Origin of the sequence: Streptomyces sp. NPDC093546, from assembly GCF_044765045.1 — a bacterium.
GTDB lineage: Bacteria > Actinomycetota > Actinomycetes > Streptomycetales > Streptomycetaceae > Streptomyces.
The window spans coordinates 1-22,765 of sequence record NZ_JBIWJG010000024.1 but is presented as its reverse complement, the minus strand read 5'-3'; the positions used below and the strand labels follow the sequence as shown (position 1 = coordinate 22,765).

The window sequence follows — 22,765 nt, the reverse complement described above, 5'->3', positions numbered from 1 at the left end:
CCATGTACGAGCTGTCCCGGGTCCGCCTCTACTCCATCGGGCCCGCCGGTGCGCGCTACGCCGACACCGTGCTGGACCTGCGCGGAGTCGGCGCGCCCGTGCCCCACCCCGCCCCCACCCAGGCGGAGTTCTTCGAGGAGGAGCCGGTCGGCCCGCCGCGCCGCCCCGCCCCCGCGGGCGTGCTCTTCCTGGAGAACGGCGGCGGCAAGTCCGTCCTCCTCAAGCTGATCTTCTCGGTGATGCTCCCGGGCCACCGCAACACCCTCGGCGGCGCCAGCTCCGGCGTGCTGCGCAAGTTCCTGCTCGCCGACGACTGCGGCCACGTCGCCCTGGAGTGGCAGCACACCCTCACCGGCGAACTGGTGGTCGTCGGCAAGGTCAGCGAGTGGCGCGGACGGCAGGTCTCCAACGACCCGCGCAAGTTCGCCGAGGCCTGGTACTCCTTCCGCCCCGGGCCCGGCCTCAGCCTCGACTCCCTCCCCGTCGCCGAAGCCACCTCCGTACGCCCGCCCGCCGAAGGCGTCTCCGGCGCCCAGGGCCGCCGCCGCACCATGAAGGGCTTCCGCGACGCCCTCACCGAGGCCGGCAAGGCGTACCCCCACCTGGAGGTGTACTGGGAGGAGATCCACGACCGCTGGAACGAACACCTCGGCGACCTGGGCCTCGACCCCGAACTCTTCCGCTACCAGCGCGAGATGAACGCCGACGAGGGCGAGGCCGCCGGCCTCTTCGCGGTCAAGAAGGACTCCGACTTCACCGACCTGCTACTGCGCGCGGTCACCGACACCCGCGACACCGACGGCCTCGCCGACCTCGTCAGCGGCTTCGGCAACAAGCTCGGCCGCCGCGCCGAACTCACCGCGGAACGCGACTTCACCGCCGGCTCCGTCGACCTCCTGGGCCGCATCGTCGAAGCCGCCGACACCCGCGCCCGCGCGCGCGACGTCCACGCCGGAGCCGAGCGCCGCACCCGTACGCTCGCCCGCCGCCTGTCGGCCCGCGCCGCCGAGGAGCGTGGCCGCGCCGCCACCCTCGCCGAGCAGGTCACCACGGCCGCCGACACCGTCACCGAGGCCGAGCAGGCGCGCGCCCGTGCCTCCCTCATCGCCGCCGAACTGGCCTACCGCCACGCCTCCCTGGCGCTCACCGCCGCCGAGAAGGGCGCCGCAGCCCAGCGCCGCGAGCTCATCGACGCCCGCACCCTGCACTCCGCCTGGCAGGCCACCGAAGTGGTCCTGCGCCACCGCGCCGCCGCCGACCGCTCCGCGCGCGTGTCCGCCGCCATCCGCGAGGCCGAGCGGGACGCCGCGCCCGCGCTCGCCGCCCGCGCCAAGGCCGCCGCCGACCTCGTACGGGCGCTGCACGCCGCCGCCGAGGACGGCGAGCGGCAGGCGAACGAGGAGGAGGAGCGGTCCGCCGCCCTCCAGGAGGCGGCCGAGACCGCCCACCGCGACGCCACCGCCGCCGCCACCGAGGCCCAGCGCGCCCGCAGCGAGGCCGGCCACCTCCGCCAGCGCCTCGCCGAGGTCGAGCAGGAGACCGCCGAAGCCGTACGCGCCGGATGGCTCGACGACACCGCTCCCGACGCCGACCCGGCCCGGGCCGCGCTCGCCGCCAGCGACGCCGAGAAGACCACCGTCGCCGCCTGGGACGCGGCCCGCGAGGCCGCCCGCGCCGCGGCCGAACGGGCCCGCGAGGCCGCCGCCACCGAGTCCCGCGCCGAACTGGCCGCCGCCCGCGCCGCCGACGCCGCGCAGGCCGCCGAGAACGCCTACCAGGCCGAGCGCCGCGCCGCCGCCTCCATCGCCGCCGAGGAGCGCCTCGCCGAACTGCTGAGCCTGCCCGGGGCGGCCCCGTCCGCCGCCTCGGTCGTCCCGGCGCCCCGCCGCGGCGACGGTGACTCGTCCGACGAGGACGCTCCCGCCAACGCCGGCGGCCCCGGAACCGGAACCGGAAGCCGCCCCGCCGACCAGGGCCCTCTCACCGCCGAAGAGCTCGACCGGTACGCCGACGAGCTGCGCGACCTCCTCGACCAGGGCATCGCCGCCGCCGAGCGCAAACTCTTCGAGCTGCGCACCGCCGCCGCCGACGACTCCCGCATCCTCGGCGCCCTCGGCGACGGCGGCCTGCTGCCGCCCGGGCCGGACGTCCTCGCCACCGTCGAGTTCCTCGGCGAGCAGGGCATCCCCGCGCTCCCCGGCTGGCGCTACCTCGCCCAGGCCGTGGACCCCGCCGACCACGCCGCCGTCCTCGCCGCCCGGCCCGAGCTGGTCGACGGTGTCGTGATCACCGACCCCGTCTCGTACGCCAGGGCCCGCGAGGCCCTCGCCGGCGCCGCCCTGCTGCCGCGCTCCGCCGTCGCCGTCGGCACCGCGGCCGCGCTCCTCGCGCCCGTGCCGGGGCCCGCGGACACGGACACGGACGTGTTCCTCGTGCCGCCGAACCCGGCCATGCACGACGAGCACGCCGCCGACGAGGAGCGCCAGGCCCTGCGCGCCCGCGCCGCCGCCCGCGACGAGGAGATCCGCGCCCTCGCCGCCCGCCTCACCGGCGACCGCTCGCTCGCCGCCCGCATCGGCTCCTGGCGCGCCGACTGCCCGCCCGGCATGCTCACCGAACTCGCGGAAGCCGCCGCCGCCGCGCGCGTGGCCGCCGAAGCGGCCGAGGCCGCGCTCGCCGAAGCCCGTACCGTACGGGCCGAGGCGGAGGAGGCGGCCGCCGACGCCGCCCGCGTACGCGACGAGCGGCAGGACGCCGCGCAGCGCGCCCGGCGCGTCGCCGACGCCCTCGCCGGCCTCGCGTTCCGGCTGCGCGAACGGACCGGATGGCAGACCCGCCTGCGCGAACTGGCCGACGAGGCCGCCGAGCACGAAGCCCGCGCCCAGACCTGCCTGGAGCGGGCGCGCGCCGCCGACGAGGACCGCCGCGCCGCCCAGCGCGCCGCCGACGACGCCCACCGCACCGCCCGCGCCCTGCGCGCCGAGCGCTCCGAGATCGCCGGCGCCCCCGAGAACCTGCCGGAGGAGGACGGCGACGCCCCGCGCGTACCCCTGGCCGCCCTGCGCGAGGCCTACCGCGCCGCCTCCCAGCTGTACGAGAAGGTCGGCGTCGGCGCCGACCTGCGTGCCGAACAGGCCCGCGCCGAGAGCGACAAGTCCGCCGCCCTCGCCGAGCTCGACCGTCTCACCAACAAGGTCCGCACCCGCGCCGAACAGCTCCTCCAGAGCACCGACGGCGCCGACGGCCCCTCCCGCCAGGCCGCCGCCGCCCGCGCCGAGTCACTCGTCCAGATGCTGGAGACCCGCGCCTCGGAGGCCAGCGAGAAGCTCGGGCGCCTGCGCGGCGAGGCCGAACGCCTCGCCCCCGCGGACGGCGAGTCGCACACCGAGCTCCCCGAGGAGCTCCTCCCCACCGACGCCGACCACGCCCAGTCCCTCCTGCGCTCCGCCACCGCCGACCTGGCCGCCCGCACGGACGAGCTCGACGCCGCCCGCGCCTCGCACGCCCGGCTCGTCCAGGCGCACCACGCCGCCGAGGACGCCGCCGGCGGCTTCGACGAGACGGCGGCGCTCCTGCGTGACCTGCTGCGCGACCACGCCGCCGAGGAGGAGCCCCAGGCCCCGGAGCCGTACCCCGGCAGCCTGGAGGAGGCGCGGCAGTCCGCCGCCGAGGCCCGCCGCTCCCTGCGCGGCTGCGCCCAGGACCTGTCGGCCGCCGAGGCCGCCGTACGCGAGGCCTGCGACGTCCTCATCCGGCACGCCAACTCCACGCGGTACGAGCAGGTCCGCACCCCGGCCCGCCAGCAGATCCGCGAGCTGCCCGCCGCCGCGCTGCCGGAGCACGCCGCCAAGTGGGCCGAGGCGTTCGCGCCCCGGCTGCGCGTACTCACCGACGAGCTGGCCCAGCTGGAGCGCAACCGCGACTCCATCGTCGACCGGCTGCGCGGACTGGTGGAGTCCGCGCTCACCACCCTCCGCTCCGCCCAGCGCCTGTCCCGGCTCCCCGAGGGCCTCGGCGAGTGGTCGGGTCAGGAGTTCCTGCGCATCCGTTTCGAGGAGCCCGACCAGGCGACGCTGACCGATCGGCTCGGCGAGGTCATCGACGAGGCGACCAGCGCCGCCGTCAAGAAGAACTCCGACCTGCGCCGCGACGGCATGTCCCTACTGCTGCGCGGAGTTCAGGCCGCCCTCCAGCCCAAGGGCGTGGCCGTGGAGATCCTCAAGCCCGACGCGGTGCTGCGCGCCGAGCGCGTACCGGTCGGGCAGATGGGCGACGTCTTCTCCGGCGGCCAGCTGCTCACCGCCGCCATCGCGCTCTACTGCACGATGGCCGCCCTGCGCAGCAACGACCGGGGCCGCGACAAGCACCGCCACGCGGGCACGCTCTTCCTCGACAACCCGATCGGCCGTGCCAACGCCACGTACCTGCTGGAGCTCCAGCGGGCCGTGTCGGACGCGCTGGGTGTCCAGCTGCTGTACACGACGGGTCTGTTCGACACGACCGCGCTCGCCGAGTTCCCGCTGGTCATCCGGTTGCGCAACGACGCGGACCTGCGCGCGGGGCTGAAGTACATCAGCGTCGAGGAGCACCTGCGCCCCGGGCTGCCGCAGCAGACCCAGGCGGGCGAGACGGCGGTGCACGGCGAGATCACGGCGACGCGCATGTTCAAGCGCACGCCGGTGCCCGATCCGGCGCCCGAACCGGCGCCCGCCGCGGACTAGCCGCGGAAGCGCCACCGGGCCGGTGCCCGGCACCTGCCGGGCACCGACGCCCGGACAGGCCGGGTCCGGCGCGCGTCAGGCCCGCGAGAGGGTTCCCGCGCCCTGCCGCCCCCGGCCGGAAGCGGAGCCCGCACCGGAACCGGAGACGGAACCGGAGCCCGCACCGGCCTCCTCGCCACCTAGCCGTATGCGCGCCGCCTCCCGCGCCGCACGCGCCTGCGCGCGGGCCGCCCGTCGGGCCATGCGCCGCTCACGCCGCAGCTCCCGCGCCGTGCTGCTCGGCACGGAGACGACACCATGGCGCTGGTTCCACACCTGCCGGGTGACCCACACGTCCGCCGCCGCCCACGTCGCCACCACCGTGCTGGCGATGCTGCTCAGCACCATCGGGAACGCCAGCCAGGAGCCCGCGAGCGTGCACAGGAACGCCACCGTCGCCTGTATCAGCGTCAGCGAGGCGACGAGCACGGCACGAACCGCCGCCGTACGGACCGGATCAGGCAGCCTGCGCCGCGTCGCCGGTTCCTCCACCCACAGTTCCCGCCGCCCCGTAGCCGTCGTCGTCCCCGAGTCCCACCGCTCCGTCGTCATCGCAACCGCCACTCCCCACAACCGACCGTTTTCAGGGTGGCTGCCCGTCATGAGCCGCTTTACGCCGACAGTTCCGCGCCTCCCCTGTTCGTAGACGTACGGCCGGCGGCGAAGATTCCCCGCGGAACACACAGTTCCAGCCAACCGTTACCGCCGGGCACATGTCGCCCCGCCAGGGACCATCCACCGCAGAGCGGAGTGCCAGGGCCGCGAATACCCGGGAAACCCATGATCGACGCCCCGTTCCACGGCTGAAAATCGCCCGGACGCACCTTCGAGATGCCTGCGATGCAGTAGTAGGCTCGCGCCGTTTGTTGATGTGTTGATGTGTACACCCGCGCCGGACGGCACCCTCACCGGTCGGGTCCGAGCTGGGGGAGGCCATGCGCTTTCGCGGGAAGTCGATCCGCAGGAAGATCGTGGCGTTGCTGCTCGTGCCGCTCGTCTCCCTCACCGGACTGTGGGGGTTCGCGACACTCCTCACCGGCCGGGAGGCCGATCAGCTCCTCGACGTCGGCTACATCGTCGAAAAGGTCGGTTACCCCCTCGAGGACACCGTCCGCGTCATCCAGCAGGAGCGTCGCCAGACCCTCGTCTATCTCGCCGATCCACGCGCGTCCGACGCCCTCCCCACGCTGCGCCGCGAACAAGCCGCCACCGACCGGACCATCGCCCGCATCCGGGCCAACGCCGCCGACTCCGGCGTCATCGACGCCCTGCAGCCCCAGGCGGCCCGTCGGCTGAGCGCGCTCCTCCAGGCCTTCGACGGCCTCTCCGGACTGCGCCGCTCCGTCGAGAACCGCGCCGTCGGCCGCATGCAGGCGCTCGAGTTCTACAACCGCCTCGTCGACCCCTGCTACACCTTCCTCCTCAACCTCCACGCCCTGGAGAACGTGGAGATGGACAAGCAGGGCCGCGCCCTCGTCGGCATCGTCCGCGCCCGCGAGATGCTCTCCCGCGAGGACGCCCTCGTCTTCTCCTCCCTCGTCAACAGGCGCTTCACTGCCGAGGAGATCCGCGCCCTCACCGACCTCGTCGCCCAGCGCCGCCTCTTCTACGAGGTCAACCTGGAGGTCCTGCCCGGCTCCGAACGCGAGGTCTTCGAGCAGTACTGGCGCAGCCCCGCGACCGAGCCGCTGCGCGACGCCGAGGAGGCGCTCATAACCGCCGGCGCCACCGACACGCCCCGAGCCGTCCAGGCGTCACACTGGCGGGACGCCGCCACCCCGGTCCTGAACCACCTCGCCTCGGCGAACACCGAGGCAGGCGACCGCTACCAGGACCGCGTGCAGCCGACCGCGTACAACGTCCTGCTCAAGGCGGGGATCGCCGGCGTCCTCGGCTTCCTCGCCCTGCTCGTCTCGATCATCGTCTCCGTCCGCATAGGCCGCGACCTCGTCCGCGACCTGCGGCGGCTGCGCAAGGAGGCCCAGGAGGTCTCCGGCGTACGGCTGCCGAGCGTGATGCGCCGCCTGGCCGCGGGCGAACAGGTCGACGTCGAGACCGAAGTGCCGCAGCTGGAGTACGACAGGGACGAGGTCGGCCAGGTCGGCCAGGCCCTCAACACCCTTCAGCGCGCCGCCGTCGAAGCCGCCGTCAAGCAGGCCGACATGCGCCGCGGGGTCTCCGAGGTCTTCGTCAACCTCGCCCGCCGCAACCAGGTGCTGCTGCACCGCCAGCTCACCCTCCTCGACACCATGGAGCGGCGCACGGAGGACACCGACGAGCTGGCCGACCTGTTCAAGCTGGATCACCTGACCACGCGTATGCGCCGTCACGCCGAGGGCCTGGTGATCCTCTCCGGAGCCGCCCCCTCCCGCCAGTGGCGCAAGCCCGTCCAACTGATGGACGTGGTACGGGCGGCGGTCGCCGAAGTCGAGGACTACGAGCGCATCGAGGTGCGCAGGCTGCCGCGCATCGGGGTCAGTGGTCCGGCCGTCGCCGACCTCACCCACCTGGTCGCCGAACTCCTGGAGAACGCCACGGTGTTCTCCCCGCCGCACACCGCGGTCCAGGTGCACGGCGAGCCGGTCGCCAACGGCTTCACGCTCGAAATCCACGACCGCGGGCTCGGCATGACCCCGGACGCGCTGCTCGACGCGAACCTGCGCCTCGCCGAGACACCCGAGTTCGAGCTCTCGGACACCGACCGGCTCGGCCTCTTCGTGGTCAGCCGGCTCGCCCAGCGCCAGAACGTACGGGTGTCGCTGCAGCCCTCCCCGTACGGCGGCACCACCGCGGTCGTCTTCATCCCGGCCGCGCTCCTCACCGAGGCGCCCGAGACCCAGGGCTCGGGCTTCCGGCTCGACCGCAAGAGCGGCGACCGCAAGGCCGTCGACCGCAGGAGCGTCGACCGCAGGGGCGCCGATCGCAAGGCGGTGGACCGCGGGGCAGTCGACGGCCACACCGACGAGGTCCCGCCCCGGCGCGCGGCCCTCTCCCAGGTGCCCTCGGGGCTCGACACCTCCCTGCTCGACGCCTCCCTGCTCGACGGCCCCGTCGAGCTGGAGCCGCCGGTCGGCGCCCTGCCCTTCGACGACGCGCTCACCGGCCCGCTCACCGGCCCCCTCGGCGGCATCGGCGACATCGACGAGACCGAGAGCGAACGCGGCGGACTGTTCCGCCCCAGGACCCCGCTGCGCCCGGTCACCGGCCGCTCCGCCGCGACCTCCGAAGAGACGCAGCACCACCAGGCCGCCGACCACGCCCCCGAGCGACCGGCCGGCGCTACCGTCTCGCTGCCCCGCCGCAAGCCCACGGTCCCGACCCTGATCGCGCACCGGGGCCGGCGCCTCGACGAGCGCGGCCGCGCCCACCCGCCCACCGAGGGCACCGCGGAGCAGGGCAGCCGCGGGGCACCCGGCTCCGACCCGGAGACCACCCCGCTGCTCGGCGGCCTGCCCCGCCGCGTACGGCAGGCCAGCCTGGCCCCGCAGCTGCGGGAGACCGCCGACCGGTCCGCCGCAGAGCGCGCCGAAGGCGGCACCGGACGCGTCGCCGAAAGCGACATCGAGCGAGGCAGCGAGCGCGACGCCGAGCGCGACGCCGAAGCAGTACGCACCCGCATGGCCGCCATGCAGCGCGGCTGGCAGCGCGGGCGCCAAGAGAACGCCGAGGGCGACGCCCCGCCGGCGCTCCGCGCGCTCCGCGGTGAGACAGCACCACGAACGACACCCGAGGGGGACGGTCCATGACCGCACCGAACGCCGCAGCAACCACGACGACCGGCTCAGCAGCCTCAGCAGGCGCAACCGGCTCGGCAGGCTCAGCCGGCCAGCTCAACTGGCTCCTCGACGAACTCGTCGACCGCGTCGGCTCCATCCGCAAGGCGCTGGTGCTCTCCAGCGACGGACTGCCCACCGGCGCCTCCAGGGACCTGAGCCGTGAGGACAGCGAGCACATGGCGGCCGTCGCCTCCGGATTCCACAGCCTCGCCAAGGGCGTGGGCCGCCACTTCGACGCCGGCCGGGTCCGGCAGACCGTCGTCGAGCTCGACGACGCCTTCCTCTTCGTCACGGCGGCGGGCGACGGCAGCTGCCTCGCCGTACTGGCGGACGCCGACTCCGACGTCGGCCTCGTCGCGTACGAGATGACGCTGATGGTCAAGCGGGTGGGGGCCCACCTGGGGACGGCGCCGCGGACCGGACTGACCGCAGGAGGATAACGGGGGATGCGATGAGTGACGCAGCAGGGCAGCACAGCCGGCACAGAGGCCGGACCCGCCGTGAGCCGCACCACTGGTTCGACGACGACGCGGGCCCCGTGGTCCGCCCGTACGCGATGACCCGCGGCCGTACCAGCAGCGCCACCCGCCACCGCCTCGACCTGATCGCGGTGGTCGTCCCCGAACCCGCGGCCGAGGACCCCGGCCGCGACCAGACGCTCTCCCCGGAGCACGTGGAGATCGTCGAGCGGTGCAGCGACTTCCCCCAGTCCATCGCCGAGCTCGCCGCCGGACTCGACCTCCCCGTCGGGGTGGTCCGCGTCCTGGTCGGCGACCTCGTCGAGGACGAACTCGTCCACGTAACCCGTCCCGTTCCGCCGGCCGAACTGCCGGACGTGAACATCCTGCGTGAGGTGATCAATGGCCTTCGGGCGCTCTAGCTCCCGCCGCGCCGAGCGGCCGGTGGTCGAGCCGGTGACACTCAAGATCCTCGTCGCGGGCGGGTTCGGAGTGGGCAAGACGACCCTGGTGGGCGCGGTCAGCGAGATCCGGCCGCTGCGCACCGAGGAGACCCTCAGCGAGGCGGGCCGGCCCGTCGACGACCTGCGCGGCGTCGAGTCGAAGTCCACCACCACCGTCGCCATGGACTTCGGGCGGATCACCCTCCGCGAGGACCTGGTGCTGTACCTGTTCGGTACGCCCGGACAGGACCGCTTCTGGTTCCTGTGGGACGAGCTCGCGCAGGGCGCGCTGGGCGCGGTGGTCCTCGCGGACACCCGCCGCCTGGAGGACTGCTTCGCCGCCATCGACTACTTCGAGCGGCGGGGCATCCCCTTCGCGGTGGCCGTGAACCGCTTCGAGGGCGCGCCCGCGTATCCCGCCCGGACGGTACGGGTGGCGCTCGACCTCGACCCCGAGGTGCCGCTCCTGATGTGCGACGCGCGCGAGCGGGAGTCCGTCAAGGAGGTGCTGGTGGCGGTCGTCGAACACGCGTTGACCCTCGCCGACCGGCAGCGCGAGCCGGCCGCCACCTGACGACCGCACGGCCGTCAGGTGGCGGCACGCGGGCGGGGTCAGTGCCCGGCCACCGAACGCCGCGCCACCGGGAAGTCGAAGTACGTGTCCGGGAACGGCTCCGGCTTGTAGGTGAAGTGCCACCACTCCTCGGGAAGGTTCACGAATCCCTGGGCGGCGAGGGTGCTCTTCAGCAGCTGCCGGTTCGCGCGCTGCACCCCCTGAACGCGGGGATCGTCCGTGTGGGACAGCGTGTCGAAGCAGTCGAAACCCGTCCCCATGTCCAGGGAGTTGTCGGGGAACCGCTCCTCCTGCGGTGCGTAGCACGGCACCAACGTCTCGCCGGGCACGTACGGCCGCGTCGGCGGGGCGGGCAGCTTCACGATCGTGAGGTCGACCGTCGAGCCGCGGCTGTGCCCGGACTTCTCGGCGATGTAACCGTCCGCGAAGAGCCGCGACTTGTCCACCAGCGGATAGAACTCCGCTTTCATCCGCTCGTCCCGGAGATCCTTCGCCCACCGGACGAAGTGGTCCACGGCGCGCTGGGGCCGGTAGCAGTCGTACACCTTCAGGGAGTACCCCTGCCGCAGCAGCCGCACCTGAGCGCGGTGCAGCGCCTGCGCGGCCGGCCTGGTCAGGATGCACAGCGGCTGCCGGTAGCCGTCCACCGGTTCACCGACGAAGTTGTGCGCCGTGGTGTAGCGCATCTCCTGGATGATGGTCGGATCCACGGAGCGCAGCGCCACGAACTCCTGCGGTGCCTTGGGCTCGGGCGTGGCCTGGGCGGCGGGCGACGCCGCCGCCACGGAGAGGAGCGCGGTGGCGGCCGCCACGAGCGCGCGGAGAGCGGTACCGAGTCGTGTCATGCCCACGGATCTACCAGCTCGGGCCGGGCCGGAACAGCCCGCCCCGCTACAGCCGGCCTCGCTACAGTCCGTCTGTGAAGGACTCCCACTGCGGCGCCTGCGGCGCGCCCTACCCGTCCGGGGCCGGCTGGCCCCGCACGTGCGCCTCCTGCGGCGACACCGCCTACCGCAACCCCCTGCCGGTCGCGGTCGCCCTGCTCCCGGCGACCGACGCGCGCGGGACCGGACTCGTCGTCATCACCCGCACCATCGGGCCCCATCGCGGGGGCATCGCCCTGCCCGGCGGCTTCATCGACCACGCGGAGGACTGGCGGGACGCGGTGGTACGGGAGTTGCGGGAGGAGACCGGTATCCGCGCGGCCGCGGCCGACGTCCGCCTGGCCGACGCGATGAGCTCACCCGCGGGCCACCTGCTGCTCTTCGGTCTCCTCCCCGTACGCCCCGCCGCCGGACTGCCGCCCTCCGCCGCCACCGACGAGACGTCGGGCCACCACCTCCTGTACGCACCGGCGGAGCTCGCGTTCCCGCTGCACACCGCGGCCGTACGGAACTGGTTCGCCGGCCGTTACGGGACACCCACCGGGTGAACCCGCCCAGGCCGTACGGATGCCTACCAGCGGTCCAGTGACCGAAGAGCCGCCTCGTCCGCGCTCCGGTCCGCCGTCAGCGCCGGGTCGCTGCCCGTGTTGCCGTACTCCTGGACGGAGTAGTTGCCGTTCTGGGTGTCCACCCCGCGGTCGCCGACCGCCGAGGCGGTGGAGGCGGAAGCACCGAGCACGGCCGCGGCCAGTCCGGCGGTGGCCAGCACCTGCTTGATCATGGTCTGTCCCTTTCGTCGAGCGGCCCGGCGCCGAGTGGCCGGGCCCGCCCTACGTAACGCCCCACCCGGCGCCCGTGTGCGTGTCGTTCACCCGTTTGCCGTCATACCGGGCTCGGGACCCGACGCCCGGAGGGCGGCGCCCTCACCCCGCCGCCGCACCCAGCCCCCGGACCCTCACCCGTCGCCCCTCCACCACCCGCGCGCCGTCGTCCGTCACCCGCTCCACCTGGACCCCGCCGTCCACCAGCCGCGTCGTGTACCGCTCCACCTCCGCCCGCTCCCAGCCGTCGCCCGCGTCCCGCACCACCAGACCACCGCCCGTGCGTCCCGCCGCGGGCGCCCACAACTCCAGTTCCTCGGCGCCGTCCTCACCCCGTACGGGAATCACCGCCCCACCCCGCGCCAGCACCGGGATACGCGACAGCGGCGCGTCCAGCAGGACCTGCCCCGGCCCGTCGTACGCCCGGCCCGTCGCGGTGTCGTACCACCGCCCGCGCGGGAGCCGTACGGCCCGCCGGTCCATGCCGCGCGCCATCACCGGCGCCACGAGCAGCGCGTCGCCCAGCAGGAAGGCGTCCTCGCAGTCGCGCAACGTGCGGTCCTCCGGGGAACCCCACCACAGCGGCCGCACATAGGGCGCCCCCGTGAGCCGCGCCAGATGGGCCAGCGTCACGAAGTACGGCCGCAGCCGCTCCCGTTCGGCCAGCGCCACGCGCGCGTACCGCAGCACCCGCGGCCCGAACTCCCACGGCTCGCGCACACCCGCGTCGATCGCCGAGTGCGTACGGAACAGCGGCAGCCACGCCCCCAGCTGGAACCAGCGCAGGAACAGCTCCGGCGACGGGATTCCGTCGAACCCGCCCACGTCGGGCCCCGAATACGGCACCCCGCACAGGCCCAGCCCCAGCACCAGGGAGAGCGAGGCCCGCAGCCCCGGCCACCCCGTCGACACATCGCCCGACCAGGTCCCGCCGTACCGCTGCATCCCCGCCCAGCCGGACCGCGAGAAGAGGAACGGCCGCTCGTCGGGCCGCAGCCGCAGCAGCCCTTCGTGGCCGGCCCGGGCCATGGTCAGGCCGTACACGTTGTGGGCCTCGCGGTGGTCGCCGCCCCTACCCTCCAGGGCGTGCCGTGCCGAACGGGGCAGCGTCCTGTCACCGAAGGCCGCGAACGACACCGGCTCGTTCATGTCGTGCCACACCCCGGAGAAGCCCTGCGCGAGCCGCTCCTCGTACAGGCCGCCCCACCACTCCCGTACGGCGGGATCGGTGAAGTCCGGGAACACGCACTCGCCCGGCCACACCAGCCCCCGCACCTCACCGCCCCTCCCGTCCCGTACGTACGCCCCCGAGGCGCCGACCGCCCGCCCGCTCTCGTACACGGCGTTGCCGCGCTCCGCCCTGACCCCCGGGTCGACGATCGACACCAGCCGCACGCCCCCCTCCGGCAGCTCCCGCAGCTCCCGCGCGAGGCCGGGCAGGTCCGGGAACCGCTCCCGGTCCACCGTGAACACCTGGTGGTCCCGGTAGTGGTCGATGTCCATGTGCAGCGCCGACAGCGGAAGGTCGCGCTCCCGGTAGCCGGCCACCACGCGCCGCACCTCCCGCTCCGTGCCGAAGCCCCACCGCGCGTGCTGCGGCCCGAGGGCCCACGACGGCGGCAGCGCGGGCGCGCCGGTCAGCGCGGTCCAGCCGTGCAGCACCCGCGCGGGGGTTCCCACCACGACCCAGCAGCGCAGCGGGCCGCCGCTCATCCGCACCTCGCTCGCCCCCGGCCGGTCGTGCCCCGACCCGGCGCCCTCCTCGCCCTCCCGCAGGGTCACCAGCCCGTCCCAGGAGTTGTCGTGGAACGCCAGATGGGTCCCCGCGTCGGACACCACCAGCTGCACGGGCATGGTGATGTAGAGCGGGTCGTCACCGGGCCCGAAACCGCCGCCGGGATCGGTGTTCCACAGCCGGTACGTGCCGTCCCGCAGCCGCGGCCCCGACGCCCGCCCGCCCAGCCCGAAGAACCGCGCGTCGGCCGGCACCTGCGAGCGCTGCACCCACCGCACGGGAGCCCCGGCCGGGCCCGCCGAGTCTCCTGCCCGGGCCCCGTCCACCGGCTCCCACCACCGCGGCGGCAGGTCCCGGCGCAACATGACACCCCCCGGCGTACGGACCTCCACGGCGCCGTCGCGCGACACCGCCACCGTCACCCGCTCGGACACCACCCGCCAGCCGCCGTCCGTGTCCGGCTCCAGTACGGCGCGCTGGTCCGGCTCCGGTGGGTCACCGGCCAGCGCGTACGAAGGGAGGGGCTCGGCCCCGTCCCAGCCCCAGAAGACCGTCCCGCCGGCCGTCACCCACACCCGCAGCACCGAGCGGGCGAACCGCACCACGCCGCCGCCCGGCAGCGGCTCCGCCCCCTGGACGGCCCCCGGTGTCCGCGCCCGCTCGGCGCCGCGCGGCGGCAGCCCCCACGCGTCCGTACGGCGCTGCCGCCACGCCGAGCGCACGGCACGCAGGCCCCGTACCGTCGAGAAGACCTTCACCGAACGCACCAGATCACGACCGTCCATGCGGCTCACCCTGCCACCCGTCCAGGCGCGAGGGAGGGCCGTTCAACTGCCGTTCACCCGTGGTGGGACCACATATTCAACCGCGCGACCATGGGCGGCGAACCCTGGTGCGAACAACGATCACATGGCATCGTCCCTGTCAGCCGCGTCACGCGCACACCCCGCACGTGCGCGCGACCCACGCAGACCCGCGTACAGGGACGTACAGCCAGGGAGCAGCCCCATGACCACAGAGCACGCGCAGCCCGAGCCGCTCTGGCAGCCCGACCAGGACCGTATCGCCACCGCCGCGGTCACCCGCTTCCAGGCCTGGGCCGCCGAACGGCACGGCGCCCCGGCCGACGGCGGCTACCCCGCGCTGCACCGCTGGTCCATCGAGCACCTCGACACCTTCTGGCAGGCGGTGGCCGAGTGGTTCGACATCCGCTTCTCGACGCCGTACGAGCGCGTCCTCGGCGACCGCTCGATGCCCGGTGCCCAGTGGTTCCCCGGCGCCACCCTGAACTACGCCGAGCACGCCCTGCGCGCCGCCGCCGACCGCCCCGAGGCGGCCGCCCTGCTCCACGTCGACGAGACCCAGGAGGCGACGCCCATCAGCTGGGCGGAGCTGCGCCGCCAGGTGGGCGCCCTCGCCGCCGAGCTGCGCGCCCTCGGCGTACGCCCCGGCGACCGCGTCAGCGGCTACCTGCCCAACATCCCGCAGGCCGTCACCGCCCTTCTCGCCACGGCCGCCGTCGGTGCCGTGTGGACCTCCTGCGCCCCCGACTTCGGCGCCCGCAGCGTGCTGGACCGCTTCCAGCAGGTGGAACCGGTCGTGCTGTTCACCATCGACGGCTACCGCTACGGCGGCAAGGAGCACGACCGCCGCGACACCGTCGCCGAGCTGCGCCGCGAACTGCCCACCCTGCGCGCGGTCGTCCACATCCCGCTCCTCGGCACGGACGCCCCCGAAGGCGCCCTGGACTGGTCCGCCCTCACGGCGGGCGACGCGGAACCCGTCTTCGAGCAGGTGCCCTTCGACCACCCCCTGTGGGTCCTGTACTCCTCCGGCACCACGGGCCTGCCCAAGGCGATCGTCCAGTCCCAGGGCGGCATCCTTCTCGAACACATCAAGCAGCTCGGCCTGCACTGCGACCTCGGCCCGGAGGACCGCTTCTTCTGGTACACCTCCACCGGCTGGATGATGTGGAACTTCCTCGTCTCCGGCCTGCTCACCGGCACCACGGTCGTCCTGTACGACGGCAGCCCCGGCTACCCGGACACCGGCGCCCAGTGGCGCGTCGCCGAACTCACCGGGACCACCCTCTACGGCACGTCCGCGGCGTACGTCATGGCCTGCCGCAAAGCCGGCGTCCACCCGTCCCGCGACCACGACCTGTCCCGCGTCACCTGCGTCGCCACCACCGGCTCCCCGCTCCCGCCGGACGGCTTCCGCTGGCTCCACGACGAGGTGCGCGACGACCTGTGGATCGCCTCCGTCAGCGGCGGCACGGACGTGTGCAGCTGCTTCGCCGGCGCCGTCCCCACCCTCCCGGTCCACGTGGGCGAGCTCCAGGCCGCCTGCCTGGGCACCGACCTCCAGGCCTGGGACCCGCAGGGCAAGCCCGTCACCGGAGAAGTGGGCGAGCTGGTCGTCACCCAGCCCATGCCGTCCATGCCCATCCACTTCTGGAACGACCCGGACGGCAGCCGCTACCGCGACAGCTACTTCGACATGTACCCGGGCGTCTGGCGCCACGGCGACTGGATCACCCTCACCGACCGCGGCTCGGTCGTCATCCACGGCCGTTCCGACTCCACCCTCAACCGGCAGGGCGTCCGTATGGGGAGCGCCGACATCTACGAGGCGGTGGAACGCCTCCCCGAGATCCGCGAATCGCTCGTCATCGGCCTGGAGGAGCCCGACGGCGGCTACTGGATGCCGCTCTTCGTCCACCTCGCCGAAGGGGCCGTCCTCGACGAGGACCTGATCGACCGCATCAAGCGGACCATCCGTACCGAGCTGTCCCCGCGCCACGTACCGGACGAGATCATCGAGGTGCCCGGCGTCCCGCACACCCTCACCGGCAAGCGCATCGAGGTCCCGGTCAAACGCCTCCTCCAGGGCACGGACCTGGCCAAGGCCGTCAACCCCGGCTCCGTGGACAACCTCGACCTGCTCCGCTTCTACGAGGGCCTCGCGCGCAGCCGCGCCGCCCAGGGCGGGAAGACCGGCTGACTCAACCGCCGTACATGGCCTCGGACTCGCCCAGGACGCCGGCGAAGTCCGAGGCCAGCCGCGCCGCGGCGGCCGGCTCCAGTGTCGCCGTCGTGATCCGTACGGCGGTGGGCGCCGCGATCCGGAAGCGGGCTCCCGCCGCCACCCACCAGCCGTACGAACGCAGTCCGTTGACGACCGCCGACTCGTCGCGCACGGGCACCCACACGTTCAGGCCGCTCGCCCCGTGCGCCGCGATCCCGCGCCGCGCCAGCTCCCCGAGCAGCGCCTCACGCCGCTCGGTGTACGCCTCCTCGGCCCGCCCCACCAGGCGGGCGACCTCCTCGTCGGCCAGCAGCCGCGCCACCGTCTCCTGTAGGACGTGGCTCACCCACCCCGAGGTCAGCAGCATCCGCCCGTCGTGCCGGGCCAGCGTCGTCGCGTCACACGCGAGCCCGGCCCACCGAAGGTCGATGCCCAGGTGCTTGGAGACCGTGCGCACCTGCGCCCAGCGCGGCAGCCCCGCGGCCGCCAGCGCGGCGCACGACGGCGCCCCGGAGACGTCCGCGTTGTGGTCGTCCTCGATCACCAGCACCTCGGGGAACCCGGCCAGCACCTCGACCAGCGCGTCCCGCCGCTCCCGCGTGAAGTACCCGCCCCTGGGGCTCTGTCCGCGCGGACTGCACACCAGCGCCCGTACGCCCGCGCGCAGGGCGGCCCGCAGCGCCCCGGGCAGGATTCCCGCGTCGTCCACCTCGACCGGAACGATCCGCAGGCCCAGCGCCGGAACCAGGTCCAGCAGGTGATGGAACCCCGGGTCCTCCACCGCGACGGAATCGCCCGGCTTCAGCTCCGTGGACAGCAGACGCGCCACGCAGTCGAGGGCGCCGTGCGCGAAGGTGACGTGCTCCGCCGGCACCCCGTCCCGCGCGAACCACGCGCGCGTGAGCTCCTCCAGCGCCGCCAGCCGCGGTGACCCCCGGTGCGATCCGGGCACGGGGCCCACCGGTGACGGAGGCCGGAGCTCCGGGAGGAACGCCGGGTCCGGATAGCCACCCGCGAGATCGCGCACCCCCTCCGGCACCCTGGGCGGCCGCCGCGACCCCACCGACGGCGCCTGCGCGACCACGGTCCCGCCCCGCCCCTTGGTCACCACGATCCCGCGCTGCCGCAGCTCCTTGTACGCCGTCGCCACCGTCCCGGGGCTGACGCCCAGGTCGTCCGCGAGTCGCCGCACCGGTGGCAGCGCGGCACCCGGCCCGAGGCCCCCGCCCGCCACGGCCCGCTCGATGGACGCGGCAATCCCCTTGGCCGTCGTCCCGCCGATCCCATATTGTGCTGCCACGTACTCAACTATGTACCAATACATAATCGGGGTCAAGGGGGACACGGTGAACCAGCACCGTCACCGCACCGCACCCGCCACCCGCGGGCGGAACCGCATCCACATCCCAGGCGGCCGCGACGGCCGCCGCATGCTCGTCGTCACCCTCATCGACAAAACCGGCACCGGACTCTGGGCCACCGCCGTCGCCCTCTACTTCACGCAGGTCAGCGGCGCGTCCGTCGCCCAAGTCGGCATCCTCATCGGCGTCTCCGGCGCCATAGGCATCGCCGGCGCCCCCCTCGCCGGACGCCTCGCCGACCGCTTCCCCGTCACCCGCGTCCTCATCGGCGCCCAACTCCTGCGCGCCGCCGCCCTCTTGGCCCTCCTCACCACGGACAGCTACACACTCCTGCTGCTCTACTCCGCCATCGGAGCCCTCCCCGACCGAGGCTCCAACGTCCTCGGCAAGCTCTACGCCGCACGCGTCGCAGGCCCCGAACGCACCCGCTACCAGGCCGTCACCCGCACCGCCGCCAACATCGGCTGGGCCCTCGGCGGCCTCGCCGCGGCAGCCGCCCTCACCATCGGCACCACCACCGCCTACCAGGCCCTGCTCGTCGGCAACGCCCTCTCGTACGTCGTCATCGCCGCGCTCACCCTCCGCTGCGCCGAACCCCCGTCCCCCTCCCGCGTAGCCGCCGCCTCCACCACGTCCGCCGCCACCCCCGCCCACCCCTCCACCCCCTGGCGCGACCGGACCTTCCTCCTCTACACCGCCACCGAAGCCGCACTCTTCCTCGACGACGCGATCCTCCAGGTCGGCTTGCCCCTGTGGATCGTCCACGCCACCGACGCCCCCGTCGGCCTCGCCCCGATGCTGCTGGTCCTCAACTCCGTCCTCGTGATCCTCTTCCAGGTCCCGCTCGCCCGCTTCGGCACCACCCCCGCCGCCGCCCGCCGCCTGCTCATCCCGCTCGCCTGCCTCTTCATCACCGGCTGCCTCGCCCTGGCGGCCTCCGCGACCGGCGGCACCTGGACCGCCGTCACCGCCCTCATCGCGGCCGCGATCGTCCTCACCTTCGTGGAGATGCTCCACGCCGTCGTCTCGTGGGAACTCTCCGTCGCCCTCGCCCCCACCGACGCCCAGGGCGCCTACCTCGGCGTCCACGGCCTCGCCGCCTCCACCCAGCGCAGCGCGGGACCACTCCTCGTCACCACCGTCATCGCCACCGGCCCACTGGGCTGGCCCCTCCTGGGCGCCGGCTATGCCGCCCTCTGCCTCGCCCAGCGCCGACTGGTACGCGACCGACTGCCCGCAGCCGCGTTGTCAGACCCCTCGGTTACGGTGAGTGAGCACCGATGAACCAGGGGGATTCATGGCACACACCCGGAGCACCACCGCGATGCGGCGCGCCCTGCGCCGCGAAGTCCCGAGCACCGTCGGCCTGCTCGCGGACGAACAGGACTTCACGGCCATGCGCCGCTACCGCACCTTCACCTTCGACGACCACGCGACCTACCTCCGCCAGGTCGAAGACCTCCTGAGAAGTCTCGCCTCCCAGGGCGGCCACACCACCGTCACCCTCTTCGACCCCGAGGACTACGCCGCGTACTGCGCGGAAGCAGGCCTCGACCCCGACAGCCCCGCCAGCCGCAGCCGCTTCACCGCCGAAGTCGCCGCGACCGGCGCCGGCCTGGCCTACACCGGACAACCCATCGACCGGCTCGTCCCCGCCCTCATCAACAAAGCCGTACGCCACGCCACCTGGGAGTACGCCACCATGCTCCTCGCCGACGCCGGAGAGTGCGCCCGCTGCGGCCAGGACATCGGCCGCGACGCCTTCGACCGGGCCTCCCATCTCCTGTACCGCCTGCTCCAGGAGGCCGGACCCGGCGTCCACCACATCGTCTGCAGCATCCCCGCGCGCGAGGAGCAGCTGCTGGCCGTGCTCCACGCCGAGCGCCCGGACACCGGCCCCACCCTGCTCGACTCCTCCGAAGGCGCCGAGTTCGCCACCGTCCTCGCGGTGGGCATCGCCCTCGAAAGCCCCGGCGGACTGGTCCTGCGCACCACCACACCCGCCGCCCCCGACCGCGTCCACGGCTGGCGCCTCGACCGCGGCCGCCTCATCCCGCTCAGCGCCGCCGAGGTCTTCAACGCCTACTGCACCGACGCCGACACCGGCGAGCCTCTCTCCCCGGAGCCCAACGTCGACTACCTCGCCGGATTCGACATCACCGGAGGTGACGACTTCCCGGCCCCGCACCACTGACCGCGCAAGCGGAAGGGGCTTCCCCGCCACCGCGGGAAAGCCCCTCCACCCTCCTTGCGTCCGCGTCTACTCGCCGGACAGGACCGCCTGCGCGGCCAGCCGCGCCTCCTCGGCGGTGTCCGCCGCCCGCGCCGCCGCGGCCGCCCGCTCGCACTGCGCCAGCGTGTGCTTCGCCAGCGTCGCCCGCACGTACGGAATCGAAGCGGCGCCCATCGACAGGGAGGTGACCCCGAGACCCGTCAGCACACAGGCCAGCAGCGGATCCGAGGCGGCCTCGCCGCAGACACCGCAGCTCTTGCCCTCGGCCCGGGCGGCCTCCGCCGACAGCGCGACCAGGTCCAGCAGCGCCGGCTGCCACGGGTCCTGCAGCCGCGACACCGCACCCACCTGCCGGTCGGCGGCGAACGTGTACTGCGCCAGGTCGTTCGTGCCCAGCGACAGGAACTCGACCTCCTGCAGGATCGAACGCGCCCGCAGCGCGGCGGACGGAATCTCCACCATCGCACCGAACTTCGCCCGCAGCCCCGCCTCACGGCACGCGTCCGCGAACGCCTTCGCGTCCGTGCGGTCCGCCACCATCGGCGCCATGACCTCCAGGTACACCGGAAGCCCCTCGGCCGCCTTGGACAGCGCGGACAGCTGCGTCCGCAGCACCTCCGGGTGGTCCAGGAGCGCGCGCAGACCCCGCACGCCGAGCGCCGGGTTCGGCTCGTCCGCCGGCGTCAGGAAGTCCAGCGGCTTGTCCGCGCCCGCGTCCAGCACCCGCACGACGACCCGGCCCTCGGGAAACGCCTCGAGCACCTTCCGGTACGCCTCGACCTGCTTGGCCTCCGACGGCGCCTGCTTGCTGTCGTCCAGGAACAGGAACTCGGTACGGAACAGACCGACGCCCTCGGCACCGGCCTCCACGGCCGCCGGCACATCGGCCGGCCCGCCCACGTTCGCCAGCAGCGGCACCTTGTGCCCGTCCGACGTCGCGCCCGGACCGGTCGCCGCCGACAGCGCCGCCTTGCGCTCGGCGGCCGCCCGCTCCAGCTCGGCACGCCGATCGGCGGACGGCTCGACGAAGACCTCACCGGTGCTGCCGTCCACCGCGATCACGGTGCCCTCCGCCAGCTCCCCGGCACCCGGCAGCGCCACCACGGCCGGCACACCGAGCGCCCGCGCCAGAATCGCGCTGTGGCTGGTCGGCCCGCCCTCCTCGGTCACGAAGCCCAGCACCAGCGACGGGTCCAGCAGCGCCGTGTCGGCCGGAGCGAGATCCCGCGCGATCAGCACGTACGGCTCGTCACTGTCCGGAACACCCGGCATCGGCACACCCAGCAGCCGTGCCACGATCCGGTTCCGCACGTCGTCGAGGTCCGCGACCCGCCCCGCCAGGTACTCCCCGGCACCGGCGAGCAGCGCGCGGTACGCGGCGAACGCGTCGTAGACCGCCCGCTCGGCCGTGCTGCCCACAGCGATCCGACGGTCGACGTCGGCCATCAGCTCCGGGTCCTGGGCCATCATGGCCTGCGCCTCGAGCACGTGCTGTGCCTCGCCGCCGGCCAGATTGCCGCGCGCGATCAGATCCGCCGCGACCGCCTCCACGGCCTGGCGAGCACGCCCCTGCTCGCGCTCCGCCTCATCGGCCGGAATCTGCTTGGCCGGCGGCTCCAGGACTGCCGTGCCCATGTGCCGAACCTCGCCGATCGCCACACCGTGGCTGACGCCGACGCCTCGCAGCGTTGTCTCCATTACACCTGTCTCCGATTGAGTGGCGGCCCGCCGCCACCACGTTCTGAATGTCCGACCCGTCGCCGCCCGGAGGACGGCGGCCCGCTCACTGCCAGGTGAAGAGAGACTCTCCGGCCTTCACGTCGCCGTCCTCACGGAGCCCGCCGAGCGAGTCGGCAGTGGCCTCCAGGGCCACGATCGGACAGATCGCGGACTTGCCGGCCTCCTCGACGGCCGCCGGGTTCCACCGCACGACGGCCTGCCCGCGCGACACGGTGTCCCCCTTGTTCACGAGCAGCTCGAAGCCCTCGCCGTTCAGCTGCACGGTGTCGATGCCCAGGTGCGTCAGTACGCCGTGCCCCTCCGAGTCCACGACGACGAACGCGTGCGGGTGGAGGGAGACGACCACGCCGTCGACGGGGGAGAGCGCCTCGGAGGGCTCACGTACGGGGTCGATGGCGGTACCCGGCCCGACCATCGCCCCGGAGAACACGGGGTCCGGCACTGCGGCGAGTCCGATGGCCCGGCCGGCGAGCGGCGACGTCACGATGGTCATGGGGAGCCTCCCAGGGGGCGGAGATTCTGCGTCGCCGTCACTGCCTGTCCCGGACGGCGTACTGTCAGAAGCGTATGTCATAAGAAGTCCCGGTTCCGCCCGAGAGGTCCAGATTCAGGGCCCTCGGGAGCACCGGAAGCGATTTGCCTCAACTACCGGCTGCAGGTAGGGTCGTACACCTGCTTGACCCCGACGCGACAGTGAGTCGTAGGTCGTCGGCAGCACCTATCAAGCCGAGATCCTAACTGGTCTACACCAGTGGTCTACACCTCTGCGTCGATCGCCTCCGGGCGGTGGTCAGAGGGCCGGAAAAAGGCTGGTAGTGTTTGACCCCGCCGGAAAGGGAAACGCGAAAGCGAAGAACTGCCCGGCAGCCCGCTCCAGCGGGTGGCAGAAACGGAAAACGGATCTGCTAAGCTGGAAACACGAAAGACCGAAGGGAAGCGCCCGGAGGAAAGCC

The 22,765-nt window shown here is 73.9% G+C and carries 16 protein-coding genes; 9 read left to right on the top strand and 7 right to left on the bottom strand.

What is annotated here, in order from left to right:
• Nucleotides 1–2: 2 nt before the first annotated feature.
• A complete protein-coding gene (locus ACIRNI_RS31290; protein WP_403556676.1) occupies nt 3–4,721 on the top strand; it encodes a hypothetical protein in 4,719 nt (1,572 codons plus the stop codon).
• Nucleotides 4,722–4,796: 75 nt separating this feature from the next.
• Here the strand turns inward: ACIRNI_RS31290 and ACIRNI_RS31285 are convergent, their stop codons facing one another.
• Nucleotides 4,797–5,312, bottom strand: coding sequence for a hypothetical protein (locus ACIRNI_RS31285; RefSeq protein WP_403556674.1), 516 nt, complete (start codon nt 5,310–5,312; stop codon nt 4,797–4,799).
• A gap of 383 nt (nt 5,313–5,695) precedes the next feature.
• Between ACIRNI_RS31285 and ACIRNI_RS31280 the strand changes: the two genes are divergently transcribed.
• The 4 genes from ACIRNI_RS31280 to ACIRNI_RS31265 are packed head-to-tail and all read left to right on the top strand — an operon-like array spanning nt 5,696 to nt 10,011.
• Nucleotides 5,696–8,506 (top strand): nitrate- and nitrite sensing domain-containing protein, encoded by a 2,811-nt coding sequence (locus ACIRNI_RS31280; protein WP_403556672.1) that lies wholly within the window; start codon nt 5,696–5,698, stop codon nt 8,504–8,506.
• Nucleotides 8,503–8,976, top strand: a complete 474-nt coding sequence (locus ACIRNI_RS31275) for a roadblock/LC7 domain-containing protein (protein WP_403556670.1) — start codon at nt 8,503–8,505, stop codon at nt 8,974–8,976. The genes ACIRNI_RS31280 and ACIRNI_RS31275 overlap by 4 nt, the downstream gene beginning before the upstream one ends.
• An 11-nt stretch (nt 8,977–8,987) precedes the next feature.
• Nucleotides 8,988–9,416: a DUF742 domain-containing protein gene (locus tag ACIRNI_RS31270; protein WP_355368098.1), complete on the top strand. Its 429-nt coding sequence runs from the start codon at nt 8,988–8,990 to the stop codon at nt 9,414–9,416.
• Nucleotides 9,397–10,011, top strand: coding sequence for a GTP-binding protein (locus ACIRNI_RS31265; RefSeq protein WP_403556669.1), 615 nt, complete (start codon nt 9,397–9,399; stop codon nt 10,009–10,011). Before ACIRNI_RS31270 ends, ACIRNI_RS31265 begins: the two co-directional genes overlap by 20 nt.
• Nucleotides 10,012–10,049: 38 nt before the next feature.
• On the opposite strand, the gene ACIRNI_RS31260 is transcribed toward ACIRNI_RS31265, so the two are convergent.
• On the bottom strand, nt 10,050–10,856 hold the full coding sequence (locus ACIRNI_RS31260) for a M15 family metallopeptidase (protein WP_403556668.1): 807 nt from the start codon (nt 10,854–10,856) through the stop codon (nt 10,050–10,052).
• Nucleotides 10,857–10,930: 74 nt separating this feature from the next.
• On the opposite strand from ACIRNI_RS31260, the gene ACIRNI_RS31255 reads away from it, so the two are divergent.
• Complete coding sequence (locus tag ACIRNI_RS31255) at nt 10,931–11,443, top strand: NUDIX domain-containing protein (RefSeq protein ID WP_403556666.1); 513 nt, start codon at nt 10,931–10,933, stop codon at nt 11,441–11,443.
• Between the two features lie 23 nt (nt 11,444–11,466).
• Here the strand turns inward: ACIRNI_RS31255 and ACIRNI_RS31250 are convergent, their stop codons facing one another.
• A complete protein-coding gene (locus ACIRNI_RS31250) occupies nt 11,467–11,676 on the bottom strand; it encodes a hypothetical protein (RefSeq protein ID WP_403556664.1) in 210 nt (69 codons plus the stop codon).
• Nucleotides 11,677–11,818: 142 nt separating this feature from the next.
• Nucleotides 11,819–14,236 carry a glycoside hydrolase family 31 protein gene (locus tag ACIRNI_RS31245; RefSeq protein WP_403556662.1) on the bottom strand — a complete coding sequence of 806 codons (2,418 nt, stop codon included), beginning with the start codon at nt 14,234–14,236 and terminating at the stop codon, nt 11,819–11,821.
• Nucleotides 14,237–14,459: 223 nt separating this feature from the next.
• Here ACIRNI_RS31245 and ACIRNI_RS31240 point away from each other — a divergent pair, with 223 nt between their 5' ends.
• A complete protein-coding gene (locus tag ACIRNI_RS31240) occupies nt 14,460–16,454 on the top strand; it encodes an acetoacetate--CoA ligase (protein WP_403556660.1) in 1,995 nt (664 codons plus the stop codon).
• Nucleotide 16,455: 1 nt separating this feature from the next.
• Here the strand turns inward: ACIRNI_RS31240 and ACIRNI_RS31235 are convergent, their stop codons facing one another.
• Nucleotides 16,456–17,778 (bottom strand): aminotransferase class I/II-fold pyridoxal phosphate-dependent enzyme, encoded by a 1,323-nt coding sequence (locus ACIRNI_RS31235; protein ID WP_403556658.1) that lies wholly within the window; start codon nt 17,776–17,778, stop codon nt 16,456–16,458.
• Nucleotides 17,779–17,824: 46 nt separating this feature from the next.
• On the opposite strand from ACIRNI_RS31235, the gene ACIRNI_RS31230 reads away from it, so the two are divergent.
• Nucleotides 17,825–19,123: an MFS transporter gene (locus ACIRNI_RS31230; RefSeq protein WP_403556656.1), complete on the top strand. Its 1,299-nt coding sequence runs from the start codon at nt 17,825–17,827 to the stop codon at nt 19,121–19,123.
• 13 nt (nt 19,124–19,136) lie between these two features.
• Nucleotides 19,137–20,033, top strand: a complete 897-nt coding sequence (locus tag ACIRNI_RS31225) for a hypothetical protein (protein ID WP_403556654.1) — start codon at nt 19,137–19,139, stop codon at nt 20,031–20,033.
• A 66-nt stretch (nt 20,034–20,099) separates the two neighbouring features.
• Here the strand turns inward: ACIRNI_RS31225 and ptsP are convergent, their stop codons facing one another.
• Together ptsP and ACIRNI_RS31215 are read right to left on the bottom strand one after the other, a co-directional pair.
• Entirely contained in the window at nt 20,100–21,770 is a 1,671-nt protein-coding gene (ptsP, locus tag ACIRNI_RS31220; RefSeq protein ID WP_403556652.1) for a phosphoenolpyruvate--protein phosphotransferase, read from the bottom strand.
• 85 nt (nt 21,771–21,855) lie between these two features.
• A complete protein-coding gene (locus ACIRNI_RS31215) occupies nt 21,856–22,305 on the bottom strand; it encodes a PTS glucose transporter subunit IIA (RefSeq protein WP_403556650.1) in 450 nt (149 codons plus the stop codon).
• Nucleotides 22,306–22,765 lie beyond the last annotated feature (460 nt).

Coding starts and splice junctions, on each gene's coding strand:
- ACIRNI_RS31285 (WP_403556674.1), bottom strand. CDS start 5,312: ATGACGACGGAGCGGTGGGACTCGGGGACGACGACGGCTACGGGGCGG.
- ACIRNI_RS31290 (WP_403556676.1), top strand. CDS start 3: ATGTACGAGCTGTCCCGGGTCCGCCTCTACTCCATCGGGCCCGCCGGT.
- ACIRNI_RS31250 (WP_403556664.1), bottom strand. CDS start 11,676: ATGATCAAGCAGGTGCTGGCCACCGCCGGACTGGCCGCGGCCGTGCTC.
- ACIRNI_RS31280 (WP_403556672.1), top strand. CDS start 5,696: ATGCGCTTTCGCGGGAAGTCGATCCGCAGGAAGATCGTGGCGTTGCTG.
- ACIRNI_RS31215 (WP_403556650.1), bottom strand. CDS start 22,305: ATGACCATCGTGACGTCGCCGCTCGCCGGCCGGGCCATCGGACTCGCC.
- ptsP (WP_403556652.1), bottom strand. CDS start 21,770: ATGGAGACAACGCTGCGAGGCGTCGGCGTCAGCCACGGTGTGGCGATC.
- ACIRNI_RS31225 (WP_403556654.1), top strand. CDS start 19,137: ATGGCACACACCCGGAGCACCACCGCGATGCGGCGCGCCCTGCGCCGC.
- ACIRNI_RS31260 (WP_403556668.1), bottom strand. CDS start 10,856: ATGACACGACTCGGTACCGCTCTCCGCGCGCTCGTGGCGGCCGCCACC.
- ACIRNI_RS31245 (WP_403556662.1), bottom strand. CDS start 14,236: ATGGACGGTCGTGATCTGGTGCGTTCGGTGAAGGTCTTCTCGACGGTA.
- ACIRNI_RS31240 (WP_403556660.1), top strand. CDS start 14,460: ATGACCACAGAGCACGCGCAGCCCGAGCCGCTCTGGCAGCCCGACCAG.
- ACIRNI_RS31265 (WP_403556669.1), top strand. CDS start 9,397: ATGGCCTTCGGGCGCTCTAGCTCCCGCCGCGCCGAGCGGCCGGTGGTC.
- ACIRNI_RS31275 (WP_403556670.1), top strand. CDS start 8,503: ATGACCGCACCGAACGCCGCAGCAACCACGACGACCGGCTCAGCAGCC.
- ACIRNI_RS31270 (WP_355368098.1), top strand. CDS start 8,988: ATGAGTGACGCAGCAGGGCAGCACAGCCGGCACAGAGGCCGGACCCGC.